At 64.6% G+C, this 17,945-nt stretch carries 13 protein-coding genes, 1 tRNA gene and 1 pseudogene; 7 read left to right on the top strand and 8 right to left on the bottom strand.

Going from position 1 to position 17,945, the window contains the following annotated elements; translation table 11 throughout:
• Positions 1-9 precede the first annotated feature (9 nt).
• From putA to CO676_RS01610, 6 genes are all read left to right on the top strand, one after another.
• Entirely contained in the window at positions 10-3,717 is a 3,708-nt protein-coding gene (gene putA, locus CO676_RS01635; protein ID WP_097519433.1) for a trifunctional transcriptional regulator/proline dehydrogenase/L-glutamate gamma-semialdehyde dehydrogenase, read from the top strand.
• 243 nt (positions 3,718-3,960) lie between these two features.
• Positions 3,961-4,545 (top strand): YigZ family protein, encoded by a 585-nt coding sequence (locus tag CO676_RS01630; RefSeq protein WP_097519432.1) that lies wholly within the window; start codon positions 3,961-3,963, stop codon positions 4,543-4,545.
• A 93-nt stretch (positions 4,546-4,638) separates the two neighbouring features.
• On the top strand, positions 4,639-5,625 hold the full coding sequence (locus CO676_RS01625; protein ID WP_097519431.1) for an aldo/keto reductase: 987 nt from the start codon (positions 4,639-4,641) through the stop codon (positions 5,623-5,625).
• Positions 5,626-5,672: 47 nt separating this feature from the next.
• Positions 5,673-6,104 (top strand): DUF1810 domain-containing protein, encoded by a 432-nt coding sequence (locus CO676_RS01620; protein WP_179875384.1) that lies wholly within the window; start codon positions 5,673-5,675, stop codon positions 6,102-6,104.
• Between the two features lie 318 nt (positions 6,105-6,422).
• Positions 6,423-7,100 (top strand): isoprenylcysteine carboxylmethyltransferase family protein, encoded by a 678-nt coding sequence (locus CO676_RS01615; RefSeq protein WP_097519430.1) that lies wholly within the window; start codon positions 6,423-6,425, stop codon positions 7,098-7,100.
• Between the two features lie 128 nt (positions 7,101-7,228).
• Complete coding sequence (locus CO676_RS01610) at positions 7,229-7,699, top strand: aminoacyl-tRNA deacylase (protein ID WP_014760890.1); 471 nt, start codon at positions 7,229-7,231, stop codon at positions 7,697-7,699.
• Positions 7,700-7,811: 112 nt separating this feature from the next.
• Here CO676_RS01610 and CO676_RS01605 read toward each other — a convergent pair whose 3' ends face one another.
• Positions 7,812-8,726 (bottom strand): helicase, encoded by a 915-nt coding sequence (locus tag CO676_RS01605; protein ID WP_179875383.1) that lies wholly within the window; start codon positions 8,724-8,726, stop codon positions 7,812-7,814.
• Between the two features lie 53 nt (positions 8,727-8,779).
• Positions 8,780-10,123: a hypothetical protein gene (locus CO676_RS35900; protein ID WP_245424243.1), complete on the bottom strand. Its 1,344-nt coding sequence runs from the start codon at positions 10,121-10,123 to the stop codon at positions 8,780-8,782.
• A 15-nt stretch (positions 10,124-10,138) separates the two neighbouring features.
• Here CO676_RS35900 and CO676_RS35895 point away from each other — a divergent pair, with 15 nt between their 5' ends.
• Positions 10,139-10,717, top strand: a complete 579-nt coding sequence (locus tag CO676_RS35895) for a hypothetical protein (RefSeq protein ID WP_245424241.1) — start codon at positions 10,139-10,141, stop codon at positions 10,715-10,717.
• Between the two features lie 213 nt (positions 10,718-10,930).
• Here the strand turns inward: CO676_RS35895 and CO676_RS36750 are convergent.
• The 6 genes and pseudogenes from CO676_RS36750 to CO676_RS01575 all read right to left on the bottom strand — a co-directional run.
• Positions 10,931-11,203, bottom strand: a pseudogene (locus tag CO676_RS36750) (polysaccharide biosynthesis/export family protein); the annotation flags it as partial.
• A gap of 513 nt (positions 11,204-11,716) precedes the next feature.
• A tRNA-Arg gene (locus tag CO676_RS01595) sits at positions 11,717-11,793 on the bottom strand.
• 152 nt (positions 11,794-11,945) lie between these two features.
• Positions 11,946-13,427 carry a HAMP domain-containing sensor histidine kinase gene (locus tag CO676_RS01590; protein ID WP_097519427.1) on the bottom strand — a complete coding sequence of 494 codons (1,482 nt, stop codon included), beginning with the start codon at positions 13,425-13,427 and terminating at the stop codon, positions 11,946-11,948.
• Between the two features lie 22 nt (positions 13,428-13,449).
• A complete protein-coding gene (locus CO676_RS01585) occupies positions 13,450-14,874 on the bottom strand; it encodes an FAD-dependent oxidoreductase (protein WP_097519426.1) in 1,425 nt (474 codons plus the stop codon).
• A 19-nt stretch (positions 14,875-14,893) separates the two neighbouring features.
• The gene (locus CO676_RS01580) at positions 14,894-15,691 is read right to left on the bottom strand and encodes a TVP38/TMEM64 family protein (protein ID WP_097519425.1); all 798 of its coding nucleotides are present in this window, start codon (positions 15,689-15,691) and stop codon (positions 14,894-14,896) included.
• A gap of 195 nt (positions 15,692-15,886) precedes the next feature.
• The gene (locus CO676_RS01575) at positions 15,887-17,884 is read right to left on the bottom strand and encodes a methyl-accepting chemotaxis protein (protein WP_097519424.1); all 1,998 of its coding nucleotides are present in this window, start codon (positions 17,882-17,884) and stop codon (positions 15,887-15,889) included.
• Between the last annotated feature and the right edge of the window lie 61 nt (positions 17,885-17,945).

Here is a 17,945-nt window from a genome sequence, read left to right as displayed (position 1 = left end):
CCGCGTTCGATGAGCCAGACCCAGCTTCAAAAACCCACCGTCACAACCGACGCCGCCCCCGTGCCGTTTACCGACTTCGCGCCGCCGATCCGGCCCCCGAGCACGCTACGCCAGGCGATCACGGCCGCCTATCGCCGGCCCGAGACGGAATGCCTGCCGCCGCTCGTCGAGGCCGCAGCGCTGCCCCGGGAAACGCAGGACGCCGCCGCCAGGACCGCCCGCAAGCTGGTCGAGGCGCTGCGTGCCAAGCATTCAGGTTCAGGCGTTGAAGGATTGGTGCAGGAATACTCGCTTTCGAGCCAGGAAGGCGTGGCGCTGATGTGCCTTGCCGAAGCGCTCTTGCGCATTCCGGACACGGCAACCCGTGACGCACTGATCCGCGACAAGATTGCCGACGGCAATTGGAAGTCGCATCTCGGCGGCGGCCGCTCGCTCTTCGTCAACGCCGCCACCTGGGGCCTGGTGGTCACCGGCAAGCTGACCTCAACAGTCAACGACCGCAGCCTCGCCGCGGCACTGACGCGGCTGATCTCCCGCTGCGGCGAGCCGGTGATCCGCCGCGGCGTCGATATGGCGATGCGGATGATGGGCGAACAGTTCGTCACCGGCGAGACGATCGACGAGGCGCTGCGTCGCTCGCGCGCACTCGAACAGAAGGGCTTTCGCTATTCCTACGACATGCTTGGCGAAGCGGCGACGACCGCCGCCGACGCGAAGCGCTACTACAAGGACTATGAGAACGCCATTCACGCCATCGGCAAGGCTTCGGACGGGCGTGGCATCTATGAAGGCCCCGGCATCTCCATCAAGCTCTCGGCCCTGCACCCGCGTTATTCGCGTTCGCAGGCAGGGCGGGTGATGAGCGAACTGCTGCCAAAGGTGAAGGCCCTCGCCTTCATCGCCAAGACATACGATATCGGTCTCAACATCGACGCCGAAGAGGCCGACCGGCTGGAACTGTCGCTCGATCTTCTGGAGGACCTCTGCCTCGACAAGGATCTCGCCGACTGGAACGGCTTGGGATTCGTCGTGCAGGCCTATGGCAAGCGCTGCCCCTTCGTGCTCGACTTCCTCATCGATCTGGCTCGGCGGGCCGGCCGGCGCATCATGGTCAGGCTCGTCAAGGGCGCCTATTGGGATGCCGAGATCAAACGCGCGCAGCTCGACGGGCTGGAGGACTTTCCTGTCTTCACCCGCAAGATCCACACCGACGTCTCCTATGTCGCCTGTGCCCGCAAGCTGCTTTCGGCGACCGACGTGGTCTTCCCGCAATTCGCCACCCACAATGCCCAGACGCTTGCCACCATCTACCACATGGCCGGCAAGGACTTTCACGTCGGCAAATACGAGTTCCAGTGCCTGCACGGCATGGGCGAGCCGCTCTATGAAGAAGTGGTCGGTCGCGAGAATCTCGGCCGCCCCTGCCGTATCTATGCGCCGGTCGGCACGCACGAAACGCTGCTTGCTTATCTCGTCCGCCGCCTGCTCGAGAACGGTGCCAATTCCTCCTTCGTGAATCGCATCGCCGATCCTAACGTCTCGATCGACGAACTGGTCACCGATCCGGTGGAAATCGTCCGCGCCATGCCGGTCGTCGGCGCGAAGCACGAGAAAATAGCGCTGCCGGCCGAGCTCTTCGGCGCTGCGCGCACGAATTCCGCCGGCCTCGATCTTTCCAACGAGGCGGCGCTCGCCTCCCTGACAGAGACGCTCAAGGCAAGCGCCACCACCGCCTGGACGGCAGCACCGCAACTCGCCGCCGGCTCGGCTGACGGCGAAACGCGCCCCGTCGCGAACCCGGGCGACCATCGCGACGTCGTCGGCTCGGTCGCCGAGACTTCCGAAGAGGATGCTCGACGGGCCGCTCGCCTTGCCGCCGAAGCGGTCCCGAGCTGGGCTGCCGTTCCCCCGGCCGAACGGGCCGCCTGCCTTGACCGCGCCGCCGATCTGATGCAGGCGCGCATGCCGACGCTTCTCGGGCTGATCGTCCGCGAGGCAGGCAAGTCGTTGCTGAACGCCAGTGCCGAGGTGCGCGAGGCGATCGATTTCCTGCGCTACTACGCCGAACAGACGCGCCGCACCCTCGGTCCGGGCCATAAGGCGCTCGGCCCCGTCGTCTGCATCAGCCCGTGGAACTTCCCGCTGGCCATCTTCACCGGCCAGGTCGCCGCCGCCCTTGTCGCCGGCAATCCTGTGCTTGCCAAGCCGGCCGAAGAAACGCCGCTGATCGCCGCCGAAGGCGTGCGCCTCCTGCACGAGGCCGGTGTTCCGGCAAGTGCGCTGCAGTTCCTGCCGGGCGACGGCCGGGTCGGCGCCGCACTGGTTGCGGCGCCCGAGACGGCGTGCGTGATGTTCACCGGCTCTACGGAGGTGGCGCGGCTCATTCAGGCACAGCTCGCCGAGCGGCTCTCGCCCGCCGGCCGGCCGATCCCGCTGATTGCCGAAACCGGCGGCCAAAACGCGATGATCGTCGATTCCTCGGCGCTTGCCGAACAGGTCGTCGGCGACGTCATCGCTTCCGCCTTCGACAGCGCCGGCCAGCGCTGCTCGGCGCTGCGGGTGCTCTGTCTGCAGGAGGATATCGCCGATCGTACCCTGACAATGCTGAAGGGCGCGTTGCACGAATTGGATATCGGTCGCACTGACCGTCTTTCAGTGGATGTCGGCCCGGTCATTTCGGCCGAGGCGAAGGACATCATCGAGAAACACATCGAGCGAATGCGCGGACTTGGCCGCAAGGTGGAGCAGATCGGCCTTGCCGCCGAGACGGAAAAGGGCACCTTCGTGCCGCCGACGATCATCGAGCTGGAGAAGCTCTCCGATCTGCAGCGCGAGGTCTTCGGGCCGGTGCTGCACGTCATCCGCTACCGCCGCGACGCTCTCGACCGACTGGTCGACGACATCAACGCCACCGGTTATGGGCTGACCTTCGGCTTGCACACGCGCCTCGACGAGACGATCGCCCATGTGACGAGCCGCATCAAGGCCGGCAACCTCTATGTCAACCGCAACATCATCGGCGCGGTGGTGGGCGTGCAGCCCTTCGGCGGCCGCGGCCTTTCCGGCACCGGACCGAAGGCCGGCGGGCCGCTCTATCTCGGCCGGCTGGTAACGACCGCCCCGGTGCCGCCGCAGCACAGCTCGGTGCATACCGACCCGACGCTGCTCGATTTCGCCAAGTGGCTCGACGGCAAGGGCGCCACGGCGGAGGCGGAAGCCGCACGCAATGCCGGCAGCACCTCGGCGCTCGGAATGGATCTGGAACTCCCCGGGCCCGTCGGCGAGCGCAATCTCTATGCGCTGCATCCGCGCGGCCGCATCCTCGCGGTGCCGGCGACAGAGAGCGGGCTCTACCACCAGCTCGCCGCGGCGCTCGCAACCGGCAACAGCGTCGTCGTCGATGCGGCCTCCGGCCTGCGGGCCACGCTGAAAAACCTGCCGCACAGCGTCGCGCTGCGCGTCTCCTGGTCGAAGGACTGGACGGCCGACGGCCCCTTTGCCGGCGCGCTCGTCGAAGGCGATGCCGAACGCATCCGCGAGGTTAACAAGGCGATCGCCGCCTTGCCGGGTCCGCTCCTGCTGGTCCAGGCCGCATCGGGCGAGGAAATCGCCCGCAATCCGGATGCCTATTGCCTGAACTGGCTGGTCGAGGAGGTTTCCACCTCGATCAACACCGCCGCCGCCGGCGGCAATGCCAGCCTGATGGCGATCGGCTGAGCCTCTGGCTTTGCCCTCCCCACAAGGGGAGGGTTTAACCTGCCGCACACTCTCCACTGTTCTGGGCGTTGCAGCAGGCTCGATTTTTCGAGCATGGTAGTCGGCCGCAGCGGACACCAAGCCCCTCCCCTCGTGGGGGGGTGGGGAGGGCGATGTCTCAACGCCCCCGTTGCGCCCCGCCAATCGACGACAGATGACCAAGCGCCGTCATTCCGTTATCAGCATTCCAAACGGAAGAAGCGGATGTTCACGCTCCAGCGCATCGAGACCTCGACACAGGAAATCAAGAAGAGCCGCTTTCTGGCGATCGCCGGTCCGATCGACGACGAGCAATCGGCCAAGGCTTTCCTCGCAGCACATTCCGCTCCGGCCGCCAATCACAATTGCTGGGCCTGGCGCATCGGCCAGACCTACCGCTTCAATGACGACGGCGAGCCGAGCGGCACGGCGGGCAAGCCGATCCTCGCGGCGATCGACGGTCAGTCGCTCGACCGGGTCGTGGTCGCGGTGACGCGCTGGTTCGGCGGCGTCCTGCTGGGCAGCGGCGGGCTGATCCGCGCCTATGGCGGCACCGCCGCACTCTGCCTCAGGACGGCGGAAAAGGTCGAGCTCGTCGAGACGCTGCGTGTCACGATCGCCTGCGACTTCGCCGATCTCGCCCTGATCAAGGCCCGGCTCACCGCCCGCGGCGTCGCGATCGCCAGCGAAAGTTTCACCGACACCGGTGCGGTGCTGGCAATCGACCTGCGCAAGGACGTGGCGGAAGCAACCCTCGCGCTCGTGAGTGATCTCAGTCGCGGCAGGGCGATCGTAACGCTTCAAAGCTGAGCGCTCTTTTCCTCGGCATCACAATCATCATACAAATGATCGATAAACCGGCGTGGCGCCGCCACGACGACAAGTGATCGAGGAGGCCTTCAGATGAAGACGAGGATTTTGGGACGGACGGGCGCAAGGATTTCGGAGATCGGATTCGGCGCCTGGCAGATCGGCGGCTCCTGGGGCGACGTCAGCGAGGAGGACGGCAGGCGCGCCCTTCACGCCGCGCTCGACAACGGCGTCACCTTCATCGACACGGCTGACGTCTATGGCGACGGGCGCTCGGAAAAGATCATCGCCGCGGTGCTGAAGGAACGCGGCGGCGAGAAGCCCCTCGTTGCCACCAAGGCCGGGCGGAGGCTCAACCCGCATGTCGCCGACGGCTATACGGGCGGCAATATCGAGGCCTTCATCGACCGCAGCCTCAAGAATCTCGGCGTCGAGGCGCTGGATCTCGTCCAGCTCCACTGCCCGCCGACGGACGTCTACTACCGCCCGGAGCTCTTCGGCGCACTCGACCAGCTGGTGACCAAGGGCAAGATCCGCCATTACGGCGTCTCGGTCGAGAGGGTCGAGGAGGCCCTGAAGGCGATCGAATATCCGGGAATCGCCACGGTGCAGATCATCTACAACATCTTCCGTCAGCGGCCGCACGATCTCTTCTTCGCCGAAGCGAAGAAGAAGAATGTCGGCATCATCGTTCGCGTGCCGCTCGCCTCCGGCCTGCTTTCCGGCAAGATCGGCAGGGACACGGCCTTCGCCGCGGACGACCACCGCAACTTCAACCGTCACGGCGAAGTATTCGACGTCGGCGAGACCTTCGCCGGCGTGCCGTTCGAGGCAGCGCTGGAAGCGGTTGAACAGTTGCGTGCTCTGGTGCCGGCGAATGTGCCGATGGCACAGTTCGCGCTTCGCTGGATCCTCGCGCAGGAGGCCGTTTCCGTCGTCATTCCCGGCGCCCGCAACGCCATCCAGGCTCAATCGAATGCGGCAGCAAGCGCCCTTGCACCGATCGACGGAGCGGCCATGGACGCGATCGCCGCACTTTACGAGCGGCTGATCAAGGTTCATGTTCATCAGCGGTGGTAAGGTGGCGAAGGCGCCGCCTTCCCGGCATTCCGGCCCAAGGCAAGGCCATGATGAGCGAAGCCTCCGATCTCGAGCGTTTCGTCAAGGCGCAGCAATGCGTCTATGAGACCGCGCTGGCGGAGCTTCGCGCCGGGGCCAAGCGGACCCATTGGATGTGGTTCATCTTCCCGCAGATCCAGGGCCTCGGCCATTCCCCGATGGCGCAGCGCTACGCGATCTCGAATGTCGATGAGGCGCGGGTCTATCTCAGGCACCCACTCCTCGGCCGGCGCCTTCTCGAATGCACGGAAGCCGTGAATGCAGTAACCGGGCGCAGCGCACTGGACATCTTCGGCCGGCCGGACGATCTCAAGTTCCGCTCGTCGATGACGCTCTTCGAGGCCGCCGACCCGACCGTCGGCGCTTTCGCAAGGGCGCTCGAGCATTATTACAATGGTGCCAGGGATCCTCGAACGAGGGAAATTCTCGGCAGGATCTGAATGCCGGCCAAACTCAAAGCGATGCGACCGAGATCTGCGTGACGAGCAGCATCAGAAGGGCACAGGCCATCAGACCAGCGATGATCAGCATCAACTCTTTCATCATATAGCGATACACTCAAACCCCTCCTTTCTCCTGGATGGCTTACCAACGGGAATCATGTGGGAATCCGACGCAGCGGTTTTGAGACGCGTCTCATGCACAACATCGTGAATGCGCCGAGAATGGGCACCGGGGCTTGCCGCAAACGTGCCCCACTGCGACGCTAGATTGAGAACACTCGGTTGGGGCGTATAGGCATTGCAAGGAGCTCACTGATGGTCGCCAGATTGATCGTCCAGACCCTCATCTGGTTCGGGATCATGGGAGCTGTTCTCTTCGCCTCGGCCGGAACCTTCGCCTGGCCGGCCGCGTGGATTTACCTCGCCATCATGCTGGCACTTTCGCTGGTCACCGGGCTGCTGCTGGCCTGGCACGATCCGGCACTGCTCAAGGAGCGATTGTCGGCGCCCATCCAGAAGGACCAGCCGAAGGCCGACAAGGTGCTCCTCTCCGTGCTTCTCCTCTTCCTGTTCGGCGCCTTCGCCTTCATGGCGCTCGATGCCGCTCGATTCGAGTGGTCGGCGGTACCACCATGGGCACAGGCCGCCGGGGCGCTGCTGCTCGTTCTTTCCATCGGCTTCAACTATCGGGTTCTGCGCGAAAACAGCTTCGCCGCACCGGTGGTGAAGGTGCAGAGCGAGCGTGGACAGAGGGTGATCACCACCGGCCCCTATCGTTATGTCCGCCATCCTCTCTACAGCGGCAGCCTGCTTTTCGTCGCCGGCACGTCACTGTTGCTCGGCTCCTGGTGGGGGCTGCTGGCTGCATTGGGGCTCGCGGCCCTGCTCGCCATCCGCGTCGGCATCGAGGAAAAGGCGCTCCGCGCCGGCCTTGCGGGATACGACGCCTATGCGGAACGGGTGCGCTATCGGCTCATTCCGTTCGTGTGGTGACCAACGTCAGGAACGTTCCCGTCCGCAAGTCGCCAGGACCCGCCGCGCCCATTCATCGTTGACTCCGCAGACGATCAGGGCAGAATAATTCCTTTCTGCGTCACCACTTTACAGAAGGGACGCCTACGATGACGATCGCAAGGAAACTCCAGAACTATATCGAGACCGAGGGCATCGACTACGACACCGTCCCTCACAACCGTACCGCAACGACCAGCCAGACGGCTGAGGCCGCCCATGTTCCTGGCAACAGGTTGGCCAAATCCGTGGTCGTACACCACGAGATGGGCTATGTGCTCGCCGTCGTACCGGCCACGCACCGGGTCGAGCTCTCGACGCTGCAGGATGTCATGAACCGGCGTCTGGGCCTCGCCTCGGAGGAGGAGGTCAGCACGCTCTTTAACGATTGCGAGATCGGCGCGGTACCGCCCATCGGATCGGCCTATGGTGTCCCTGTCATCCTCGACGAGAGCCTCGACAAGGCCAACGACGTCTATTTCGAGGGTGGCGACCATAGAACGCTGGTGCACATGAGCGGCACCAGCTTCCGCAATCTGACGAGAGATGCGCAGGTGGCCCGCTTCAGCCATCCCGGCTGAAGTGGGTCGAGTTTACGGGTTCTCCGAGGCATCGCGGGCAAATGTTGCCGCGGTGTCTCGTGACGCGACGCTGCACTTCCTGCAGGTACAGGAAAGACTCTAAGCGGCCGAGTCATGGAGCAATCACGGCGGTGACCCTGCCAGCCGGATCGAGGCGGCACCGGATTCGCGCCTGGCGGACTTCGACGCCGTGTTGGCCTCGATAGTCTATGCTCACCGCAAGCGGAGCCGTGAGCGCACCGCTGCGATGCCGCAGCAGGGAACCGGCGCTTGCCGCACGCACCTGCAGGGCGCCAAGCGGCGACGCAGCCGACGCGATTGCCCGACGGCAGACGCGGACCACGGCAGGTGGGGTACCCGGAATCGCTGCAAGCGACAACGGGAATCGCAAGGGGTAACCCCATTCGCCTCGCTCGTGTTGGGCGCGCTTCGCCTTCAACGGCCAAAGGATCCGCGGCAGGACGATGGGTCGTGCGCTCGTTGCGGGAGCGAAGCGGATGATCGTAGTGGCACTGCCACGCCCCGAGGTCCCTGCGGCCCAACCACCTGAAGCATTCCCCCGAGCAGCGGACGCTCCCCCAACGCTGGACAACCCGCCTGTCGAACCGGCACCGGCCGAAACTCCGCCATTGGCACGCCCGACATTGCCGGCCACGCCAGCGCTCGATCCCCCGTTCGTACCGAGCGAAGCCCCAGCTTTCGCACCGCCCACTCCGTTGACATTCGCTCCAAACCGTGCCGAGATGCCTTTGCTGCCGATCGCGGCTCCAGCCTTTGCTCCACCTACTCCGTTGACATCCGCACCGATCCCGGCCGAGGTCCCCTTTTTGCCGGCCGAGGCTCCGGCTTTTGCTCCGCCCACTTTGTCGACGTCCGCGCCGATCCCTGCCGAGGCGCCCTTCTTGCCAAGCCCCACACTGGTGCTGACCCCGACGGGGCCGACTTTGGCGCCGCCACGGATGTCAAGAGCCGAAGCGGGGCCGATTGCAACTGCGATCAAGAATGTGGCTGCTAAGTACTTGCGCATCACCAGGTTCCTCATCTGGGCCTAAGCAGCCCTCTGAAATGCATTCTACTTCTCTACCAGCGCCCAGGCATCGGCGACCGCTTAGGAAGCAACTCGTCGGGGAGCGCGACCGTCATCGATCGCCTTGGCTTGCGGACCTCCACCCTGCGGATTCCCCGCGATTCCGGTTCGCGGACCGATCGGGCGGCCGTCCGTGCAATGGCCTTTGCGCCGTGACTGGCGCGATTACCGGCGCCCACCTTCGGTACACGCTCGATAGCCGTCATCCGGCGTTCATTTTCCCTCCCTGCCGCTGGCAGATCGCGATTCTTCGTCCGATCCCGCTCGTCGTCCAACGCCTCCCGCCGCTCCGATGGGATCCGGCGCAGTTCGTCCTTTGCCGCGTCGCGTTCCCGGCGAGCAGTATCGAGATCGCGCGCGAGCTCCCTTCCCTTCTCGACCTCCAATGCGAACGCTTCGCCAGCCCGCCTTGCGGCGGTCTCGGCGACGTTGCGAGCCTGAACTGCGGCGGCCCGCTCTGTCGCGGCCAGCTTGGCGCGGGCCTCCAGGGCAGCGGCCGATTGGCGCACCACGCGCCCGTCCTCCAATGCCTTGTTCTGAGCCGCTGAGACCCGGCTCAACTCCTCCCTTGCAGCGTCGCGTTCCCGGCGAGCAGTGTCGATATCGCGCGCGAGCTTCCTTCCCTTCTCGACCTCCAAGGCGAGCGCTTCGCCAGCCCGCCTTGCCGCCGCCTCGGCAGCCTTCTGAGCCTCAGCCGCGGCGGCCCGCTCTGACACGGCCAGCTTGGCGCGGGCCTCCAGGGCAGCGGCCGATTGGCGCACCACGCGCTCGTCCTCCAATGCCTTGTTCTGAGCCGCTGAGACCCGGCTCAACTCTTCCCTTGCAGCGTCGCGTTCCCGGCGAGCAGTGTCGATATCGCGCACGAGCTTCCTTCCCTTCTCGACCTCCAAGGCGAGCGCTTCGCCAGCACGCCTTGCCGCAGCCTCGGCAGCCTTCTGAGCCTCAGCCGCGGCGGCCCGCTCTGTCGCAGCCAGATTAGCGCGGGCCTCCAGGGCGGCGGTCGATTGGCGCACTACGCGCTCGTCCTCTAACGCCTTGTTCTGAGCCGCTGAGACCCGGCTCAATTCCTCCCTTGCCGCGTCGCGTTCCTGGCGGGCGGCATGAAGATCACGCGCGGTCTCCCTTACCTTCTCGACCTCCGAGGCGAGTGCTTCGCCAGCCCGCGTTGCGGCGGCCTCGGCAGCCTTCTGAGCCTCAGCCGCGGCGGCCCGCTCTGTCGCGGCCAGCTTGGCGCTGGCGTCCAGGGCGGCGATCGACTGGCGGGCGGCGGCAAGATCGGCTTCGTAGGTTGCAAGCTTTTGCCGTTCCTCATCGACCGCGCGTCTCGCATCAGCCAAGGATACCTCCGCAGCGTGTCGCGCTCTGAGCGCGCCAGCCTTCGATCGAGTTGCTCCAGCGGCTTTGGCCCGCCAATCCAGCATCTCGCGCAATGCCGCCGTCAGATCGCGCGCAAGCCCTTCGGCTCGTTGGCGCTGCCCTTCAAGAGCTCGCCCTTGTTCAGCCGTCAGATCGGCCCCTCTTCGCGCCTGAGAGCCGGCCTCGGCGGCGGTGCGCCGCATCGCATCAAGGTCTCTCCTGGCCGCGGCCAGATCCCGGCGGAGCGTTTCCTCACGGTCATCAGCAGCCGTTTGCGCAGCGTTCTTGATTGCGGCGACTTCCCCGCGCGCCGCGAGGAGCTTCTGCTCCAGCGCGGCGCCCTTGGCGCGTTCGCGCGCGGCCATCTCATGAGCCTCGTTGACCGCAGCTTCCGCAGCCTCCCTCGCTCGCACCACCGCATTCGCTGCCTGCTCGCGTTGAATGCTCATCGCTTTGAGATCGGCCCGCGCGGCACTGAGTTCCTGCGTCAGGGTGGCACGCAGTTGACGCTCCGCAGCGTGATCCCGCTTGTATTGGAATGCATCGTTTTGTGCGGCCTGCCGCGCGGCGCGTGATTCTGCGCGAGCAGCTTCGAGATCCTTGCGCCCGGCCGCCAGGTTACGAAGTAGAGCGTCTGCCCTGAACCGTTCTCGTTCCAGAGCTTGCAATAGCTCCGTCGCCGGCTCTACCCTGCGCTGTTGTTCCGCTGGCGGGCGCCCCTCGACACGTTTGGTCGCGCGCGATGACTGCACGTCGGAAGCCGGCGTTCGTCGGTGGACAGTCGTGACTGGGCGTTCTTGGCTGCCGCTTCTGGCTTGCAAGCGATCGGCTATCAGCTTCGCCAGTTCACTCGCTCGTAGACCCGCCGCTGGCAGACGCCCGATTTCCGGAAGTTCCAGCGTTCCGGCTGTCCCGATCGTAAAAGTGTCGTTAAGCAGCGTCGCCTCGACGACACCGCCAAGCAAGGCATGCCATCCCGAAACGCGTATTTCGACCATGTCTTGCGGGGCGAGCCTGTCGTCAGTTGCTGTTTGATCTTTTGCGGGAGTTCCAAGCAGCATAAGGAGGCAGAACGGGATGAAACGGAGCGTAGCCCTTAAAGAGGCCTGCCGAGCGCGATAGCATGGCGCTGCCGTGGTTCGTCCGTCGCCACAGGGGGATGTAGCGCTCTCGCCCGTCGCCTCGGACGTTTTTGCAAGAGCCATCGTATACCCCTCCGGTCATGCGCCACTGGCACGAAAGCTGTACGTGCGCAGCGCTGATGATTCTCAAGCATAACGTTCAGATTACCAAAGCCAGTCCGCAGCGGTGAGCTTCAAATGAGGCTAGGGCCTATCCCCTATTTTGATTAACTCGCCGCCATCACCTGACTGCGATACCTCGTTAGGCTTAAGTTATGAGCGCTTTTCGTTCGATCCTTACGCAAGGAGGAGGCCCGCCTCAAAGTACAGCGACCTTTGTGCGTCTGAAGAGACGCACGGCGCTGTAGGCATGGCAGATAGGTCAATAAAACTGCCTCAAAGGCAACGTAGTAGCCAAGGAGGCAAAATAGCGTGGCAATAACACTTGGAAAATGGCGCACCCGAAGAGATTCGAACTCCTGACCCCCAGATTCGTAGTCTGGTGCTCTATCCAGCTGAGCTACGGGTGCGTGCCTGAAGCGGTGACCACCGCTTGCGTGGCGATCCTCTAAAGGGTCCTTTCGGGGATTGCAAGCGCCTTTCGGCAAAAAACTTCATTTTTGCAACGGCGGCGGATGGGCCGCAAACGCCGTGCGGCAGCACCCCCGCCGCAACGGAGAATTCAGGAGCGCCCTTTGGCGCGGAAGGCGTCGAGCCGCACCGGGCGGTCCGGCAGCTCGATGCGAAACAGCGTGCCGGGGGTCGGTTTTTCGACGAGCGCGATGGTGCCGCCATGGGCGAGCACCAGTTCGCGGGCGATCGCCAGGCCGAGCCCGGTGCCGCCGGAGCGTGCCGAACCGCGGAAGGCGGCGAAAAGGTTTTCTCGCGCTTTGGCCGGCATGCCGGGGCCGGTATCTTCGATCGAGATCGTCACGACGCTGCCCGTGCGGACAGCGGAGACGGAAATCATCCTCGAGCGGCCGTCCTCGGGCTGATGGTTCGCCAGCGCCTGAACGGCATTGCGGCAGATATTGTGAACGACGCGGAAAAGCTGCTCGCTGTCCGCATCGACCATGATCTCGTCGCGGATCTGGACATCGAATTCAATGCCGCTCTGGCGATCGACTGCCAAGAGTTCGCCGACATCCTGGACAAGCGGGCGGAGTGCCACGAAGCGGCGGTGCGGTTCGGCCTCGGCTGTGCGCCCATAAGAGAGCACCTCCTGCGTGTAACCGACGGCGCGGTCGATGGTTCTGAGCAGCGTCGGCGCGAAGCGCTTGACCACCGGATCGTCGACATCGGCCAGCCGGTCCGAAATGAGCTGCGCCGAGGACAGGATGTTGCGCATGTCGTGGTTGATCTTCGAAACGGCGAGGCCGAGCTCGGCGAGGCTCTTCTGCTGCTTCAAGGTCTTCTGCAATTCGCGCTGCATACTGGCGAGGTGCTGACCGGCGACCGCGAGTTCGTCCCCGCCGTCCGGCGGCACAAGGACGCGTTCCGGACTGGAGGGCTCGTCGGAAAATTCCTGCATGCTCGCCGTCAAGCGCTTGATCGGCACGATCAGCATGCGGTTGATGGCGAGGAAGATCAGTGCCGCGGTGATCAGCGAAATGACGATCGACAGCAGGAAGACGTTACGCGAGTAGACGAGCATGGCCTTGCGCAGGCTCGCATCCTTCATCACCAGCTCGATCGTCGCATCGCTCTCGCCGAGCGGCCCATAGACGCGCATGATGCGGTTGCCGCCGAAAAGCAGCGTATCGAAAGCGTCGCGGATCGCGCCGAGGGCGGTGAAATTGGCAATGTCGTACTCGCCGTCGATCGCCGGAGGCATGTCGACGGTCGCGATCATTCGCGAGGCGTCCTTGCGGCGGATGACGATCGCCTTGGTGCCGGTTGCCATCAGGGTCTCGCGCTGCACGGGGCGCGGCAGCTCTATATTCTGCAGCCCGTCGACGACGACCGCAGCGGCAGCCACGGTGTTCAGCCGGTCCTCTAGCCAGCGGAGCCGCATATTGGCGACGGACGGCACGAAGATCAGCACCTCCGCCAGCATGACGAAAGCGATCGTCAGCAGCAGGAGCTTGCCGGAGAGCCCGCGCAGAAATCCGACGGCCGCTCGCGGCGGCGCACCTTCATTGGCCGGACGTGCGTCTTCTACCATCACCAGTGACTATTCCTTGCCCTCAGCCGAAACACCGCAATAAGCGGATCGCAGAGCGAACGAAACGATTTCGCGCCATTGGAGAATAATAGGAGATCGCCGCCTGTTTTCCAATCTCGGATAGGGTGGGATAGGGCGCGACATAGTCGCGAAAATTCTTGAGCGTCAGCCGGTTGGCAGTGGCAAAGGACCAGAGATTGATCATCTCGCCTGCGCCGGCACCGGCGATACCGGCACCAAGAATCCGCCCGCCTCGGCCGACCACGATCTTGACCATTCCCCGCCCCAGGCCATCGGTTCGGGCCCGATCGTTTCCCGACAGGTCCCAGCGAACCAGTTCGATTGCGTCGAAGCTTGCGCGTGCCTCGTCTTCGGTCGGGCCGACCTGGGCAATTTCCGGGTCCGTGAAGGTGACCCGCGGCACGATGGCCCGGACCTCGCGCGACGGCAGACGGAAGAGGATCTGCTGCAGGACGAGCCGGGCGTGGTAACTCGCCGCATGTGTGAACTGCAGACCCCCGGCCGCATCGCCGATCACATAGACGCGGCGGTTGCTCGTGCGCAGGTCCGCGCCGACGTGGATCCGCTCCGCATCGTGACGAATGCCGGCCGCGCCGAGGTCGAGCGCGCCATAATTGGCAACGCGGCCTGTAGCCAGCAACAGCTCGCTGCCCTCGATATCGAACCGCCCGCTTTGATGTTCGCAGTGCAGCCGGACCCCACCGTCATCACGCTCGACCGAGCGAATGACGGTGCCTTCGTGAAGGACGGTGCCTTCGGACCGCACCGCATCGAGGACGACCGCTTTCAGTTCCGGATCCTCCTTCGAAAGCGCAGACGCCCTCTCGACGACCGTGACGCGGGCTCCCAATCGGCAATGGGCCTGGGCCATTTCGAGCCCGAATGGTCCACCGCCGACGACGACGAGATGTCGTGGCACGGGCATGACCTCGAACAGCGATTCGTTGGTAAGGTAAGGCGTCTCCGCCAATCCCGCGATCGGCGGAATGGCGGGCGAGGAACCCGTGGCGATGACGAAACGCCGGGCCCGTATGAGATGATCGCCAGCGGCGACGGTCCGGTCATCGACGAAACGGGCTGATCCCTGGATGACCTCTACACCGAGCCCCAAGAAGCGCTCGATGGAATCATGCGGCGCGATACCCTCGATCACCGAGCGGATGCGAGCCTGCAGCCTTTCGCCGTCGATGAAGGGTTCCGCCGCCACCAGGCCGAACTCGCCGGCCTGGCGCATCGCCTGTGCCTGCCTGGCCGCCGCGATCAGGGCCTTCGACGGCACGCAGCCATAGTTCAAGCAATCGCCGCCCATCTTACCCTGTTCGACAAGAACGACGGATACACCGAAAGCGGCCGCACCGGCGGCAGCCGACAGGCCGGCCGCACCGCCGCCGATCACGCAGATGTCCGGTTTGAGTATGTTCCCCACGCCACCGCCCTTTTCGCCGTCAGCCTTGTCGACGTGACTTTATTACCCTGTAGGCCAGAGGCAATGTCGCAATCACTGCCAGCGCGAGAAGAGCCAGCGAAATTTCCTTGGTGGCAAAATCCGAAAGCGACAGTGCGTGACCGCTCTCGCCGGCGCGCGCGATCACGTCATCGAGTTCGCAGCCCAGCCACGCATAGGCAAAGGTTGCTGGAACGATGCCGAGAAGAGTGGCGGCGACGAAGGTGCGCAGCTTCACGTCGAAGAAAGCGGGCGCGATATTGACGATGAAGAATGGAAAGATCGGCGCCAGCCGCAAGACCAACAAATAAAGGAACGCATTGCGCCGAAACCCTTCCGCGAGACGCTCCACGAAGCGTCCGGCACGCCGACGCAAGAGATCGCCGAGCACGCCGCGCGCAGCGACAAACAACAGGCTCGAGCCCAAGGTAGCGGCAAGCACCGTGATCGTGCCGCCAAGGAAGGGGCCGAACAGAAATCCGGCAGCAATCGTCAGAACCGATGCCGCGGGGATCGAGAGGACCACCGCCGCGACATAGACAAAAAAGAAAGCCAGGCCGGAGCGGACGGGATAGGCATCGACATGAATGCTCAGCGCCTCCTGATGATGGACGAGCGCCGACAGCGAAACATGGTTCTGCAGCCCGAGGGCGTAGCACGCAATTCCGCCCGCGATCAGCAGCGCAAGCGGCACGGCCCGCCAGAGCGACCGGCTCTCTCCCGATGTGCCATCCTTCCGGCCCAGACGGGCGCGCAGGGCCGTTTCTTCTTCCGCCCTGTTGCTGACACCATGGCTCATGAACTTTGCTTTCGGCGTGACTTACTCTTTGATTTAGAAGGACTCCGGGCCGCCGACCAGTAAAGAATGGTCGCGCCCTTAAACGACAGCGTGAACGGACGGCAATGACAACTCACGTTGCCGTGAGACAGGAAAGCCCGCCGGCGGCTGCCGGCGGGCTCCTCGGCGTCGATTGGCTCTAGCCGCTCTGGCGGCTCAGAACTCTTCCCAATCGCTGCGGGCCGCGGCTGCCGAACCGCCGCCGAAGGCGCGGGCAACCGTTCCCATCATGCGGCGGGCGGGCGATGCGACCGGGCGACTCATCTCCCTTGCAGGCGTGATTGCCCGGGCCGGCTCGCGATCGACCTTGAAATAGGTGATGAGGGTGGCAAGACCGTTGGCTTCGGCGGAGAGCTTGTGCGTCGCTGCATTCGCTTCTTCGACCATGGCGGCATTGCGCTGGGTCACCTGATCCATCTGGTTGATGGCGGTGCTCACCTCGCCCAGCCCCGTCGACTGCTCGCGCGCGGCGGTGGCGATCGAATGGATGTGGTCGTTGATCTTCAGCACGCGCGTCTCGATCTCGCCGAGGGCGGCTCCAGTCGCCTGCACCAGCTTGACGCCGGTCGCCACCTCGCTGCCGGATTTCGAGATGAGCGCCTTGATGTCCTTGGCGGCGCTGGCGGCGCGCTGGGCGAGTTCACGGACCTCCTGCGCGACGACGGCGAAACCCTTGCCGGCGTCACCGGCGCGCGCCGCCTCGACGCCCGCGTTCAGCGCCAGCAGGTTCGTCTGGAAGGCAATCTCGTCGATGACGTTGGTGATCTGACCGATCTCGCTCGAGGCCTGCTCGATGCGACCCATCGCGTCGATGGCGTTGCGGACGACGGAGGCGGATTCGGCCGCGTTTTCCTTCGCTTCCGTCACCATGAGGGTCGCTTCGTGCGCCCGCTCGGTCGAACTGCGCACCGCGGCGGTGATCTCGTCGAGGGCGGCGGAGGTTTGCTCGAGCGCGGCGGCCTGCTGCTCGGTACGCTTCGACAGGTCGTCGGCGGCCGAGCGCAATTCGGATGCGTTGCCGTTGATCGAATCGGTCGTCGAGCGCACTTCGCGCATGGTCTTCTGCAGGGTCGAGAACGTCTCGTTGACATTCTTCTGCAGTTCGGCGAAGGCGCCCTGGAAGTGCCCTTCCATGCTCTGCGTCAGATCGCCTGCCGCAAGGCTCGCGACCACCCGCCGCGTTTCGGCGATGCCACTGTCGACGCTGCCGACGAGCTCGTTGACGCTCGCGGCGAAGCGGTTCAGATCGTCGTTGTCGTAATCCTTGCCGATCCGCTGGGTGAAGTCGCCGGCGGCGGCGGCCGCGACGACGATGCCGATGCTCGACTGCAGGTCAGCGCTCTTTTCGCGCAGCGCCGTTTCCTGGGCATTGAGCTCGTGCACCGCAAGCCCGTTCTGCTTGAAGACTTCGACGGCCGCCGCCATGTCGCCGATCTCGTCCTTGCGCCCGGCAAAGGGCACGTCGACCGAGAGCTCGCCGCCGGCCAACAGCTTCATCCTGCCGGTCAGGTCGACGATCGGCTGGCTGAGATGGTTGGTGCCGATGTAGAAGGCTGCGCCGATACCGGCAGCCATGCCGAGGCCGGCAATGCCGAGGACGATGAGGACGACTGCGCTTTCGAAGGCGGCGATGCCGTTGGTGATGGCTTGAAGGGATTCGCGGTCGGCATCGACGACGACGTCGATCTCCGCCTGGAAGGCCTTGCGGTTGGCACGATTGGCCTCGTTGTTGCCCTGCTCGTTGGCTGCCTGCGGCGACACCTCGCGGCCGAGGCGAGCGGTTTCCGTTCGGAACGCCTTGAATTCATCGGCGCGTTTGGCCACAGCGTCGAAGGCCGCAAGCCTGTCGGCCGGGACCAGCGGGCGCCATTCCTTCAAAAGCGCGTCGATCTTGTCGAGGTTCTTGATGATGCCCTCGGCGAAGGGCGTGGCCTTCTCGATCGTCGGCGCGGCGTAAACCCCGCGCGATTCCATGACGACGGCGGTAACCAGACGATTGAGGCGCTCGCCCTTGAAGCTTCGTTCGGAGGCGTTCTGGAATTGCCCGACCTCGTCGTTGTACTTGGATACGATCAGCAGGGACATGCCGGTGATGGCGATTGCCAACAGGCTCATGATGCCGACGATCAGATAAATCTTTCCGCGAATTCTCATTTCCTGCTCCCCTCCCTGTTGCTCGCGCTTGGCGGGCACAGGCGCACGGTATACACCCATT

It is taken from the genome of Sinorhizobium sp. BJ1, assembly GCF_002531555.1.
Lineage (GTDB): Bacteria > Pseudomonadota > Alphaproteobacteria > Rhizobiales > Rhizobiaceae > Sinorhizobium > Sinorhizobium fredii_B.
The sequence above is the reverse complement of the archived record's forward strand: the minus strand, read 5'-3'. Positions and strand labels throughout refer to the sequence as shown.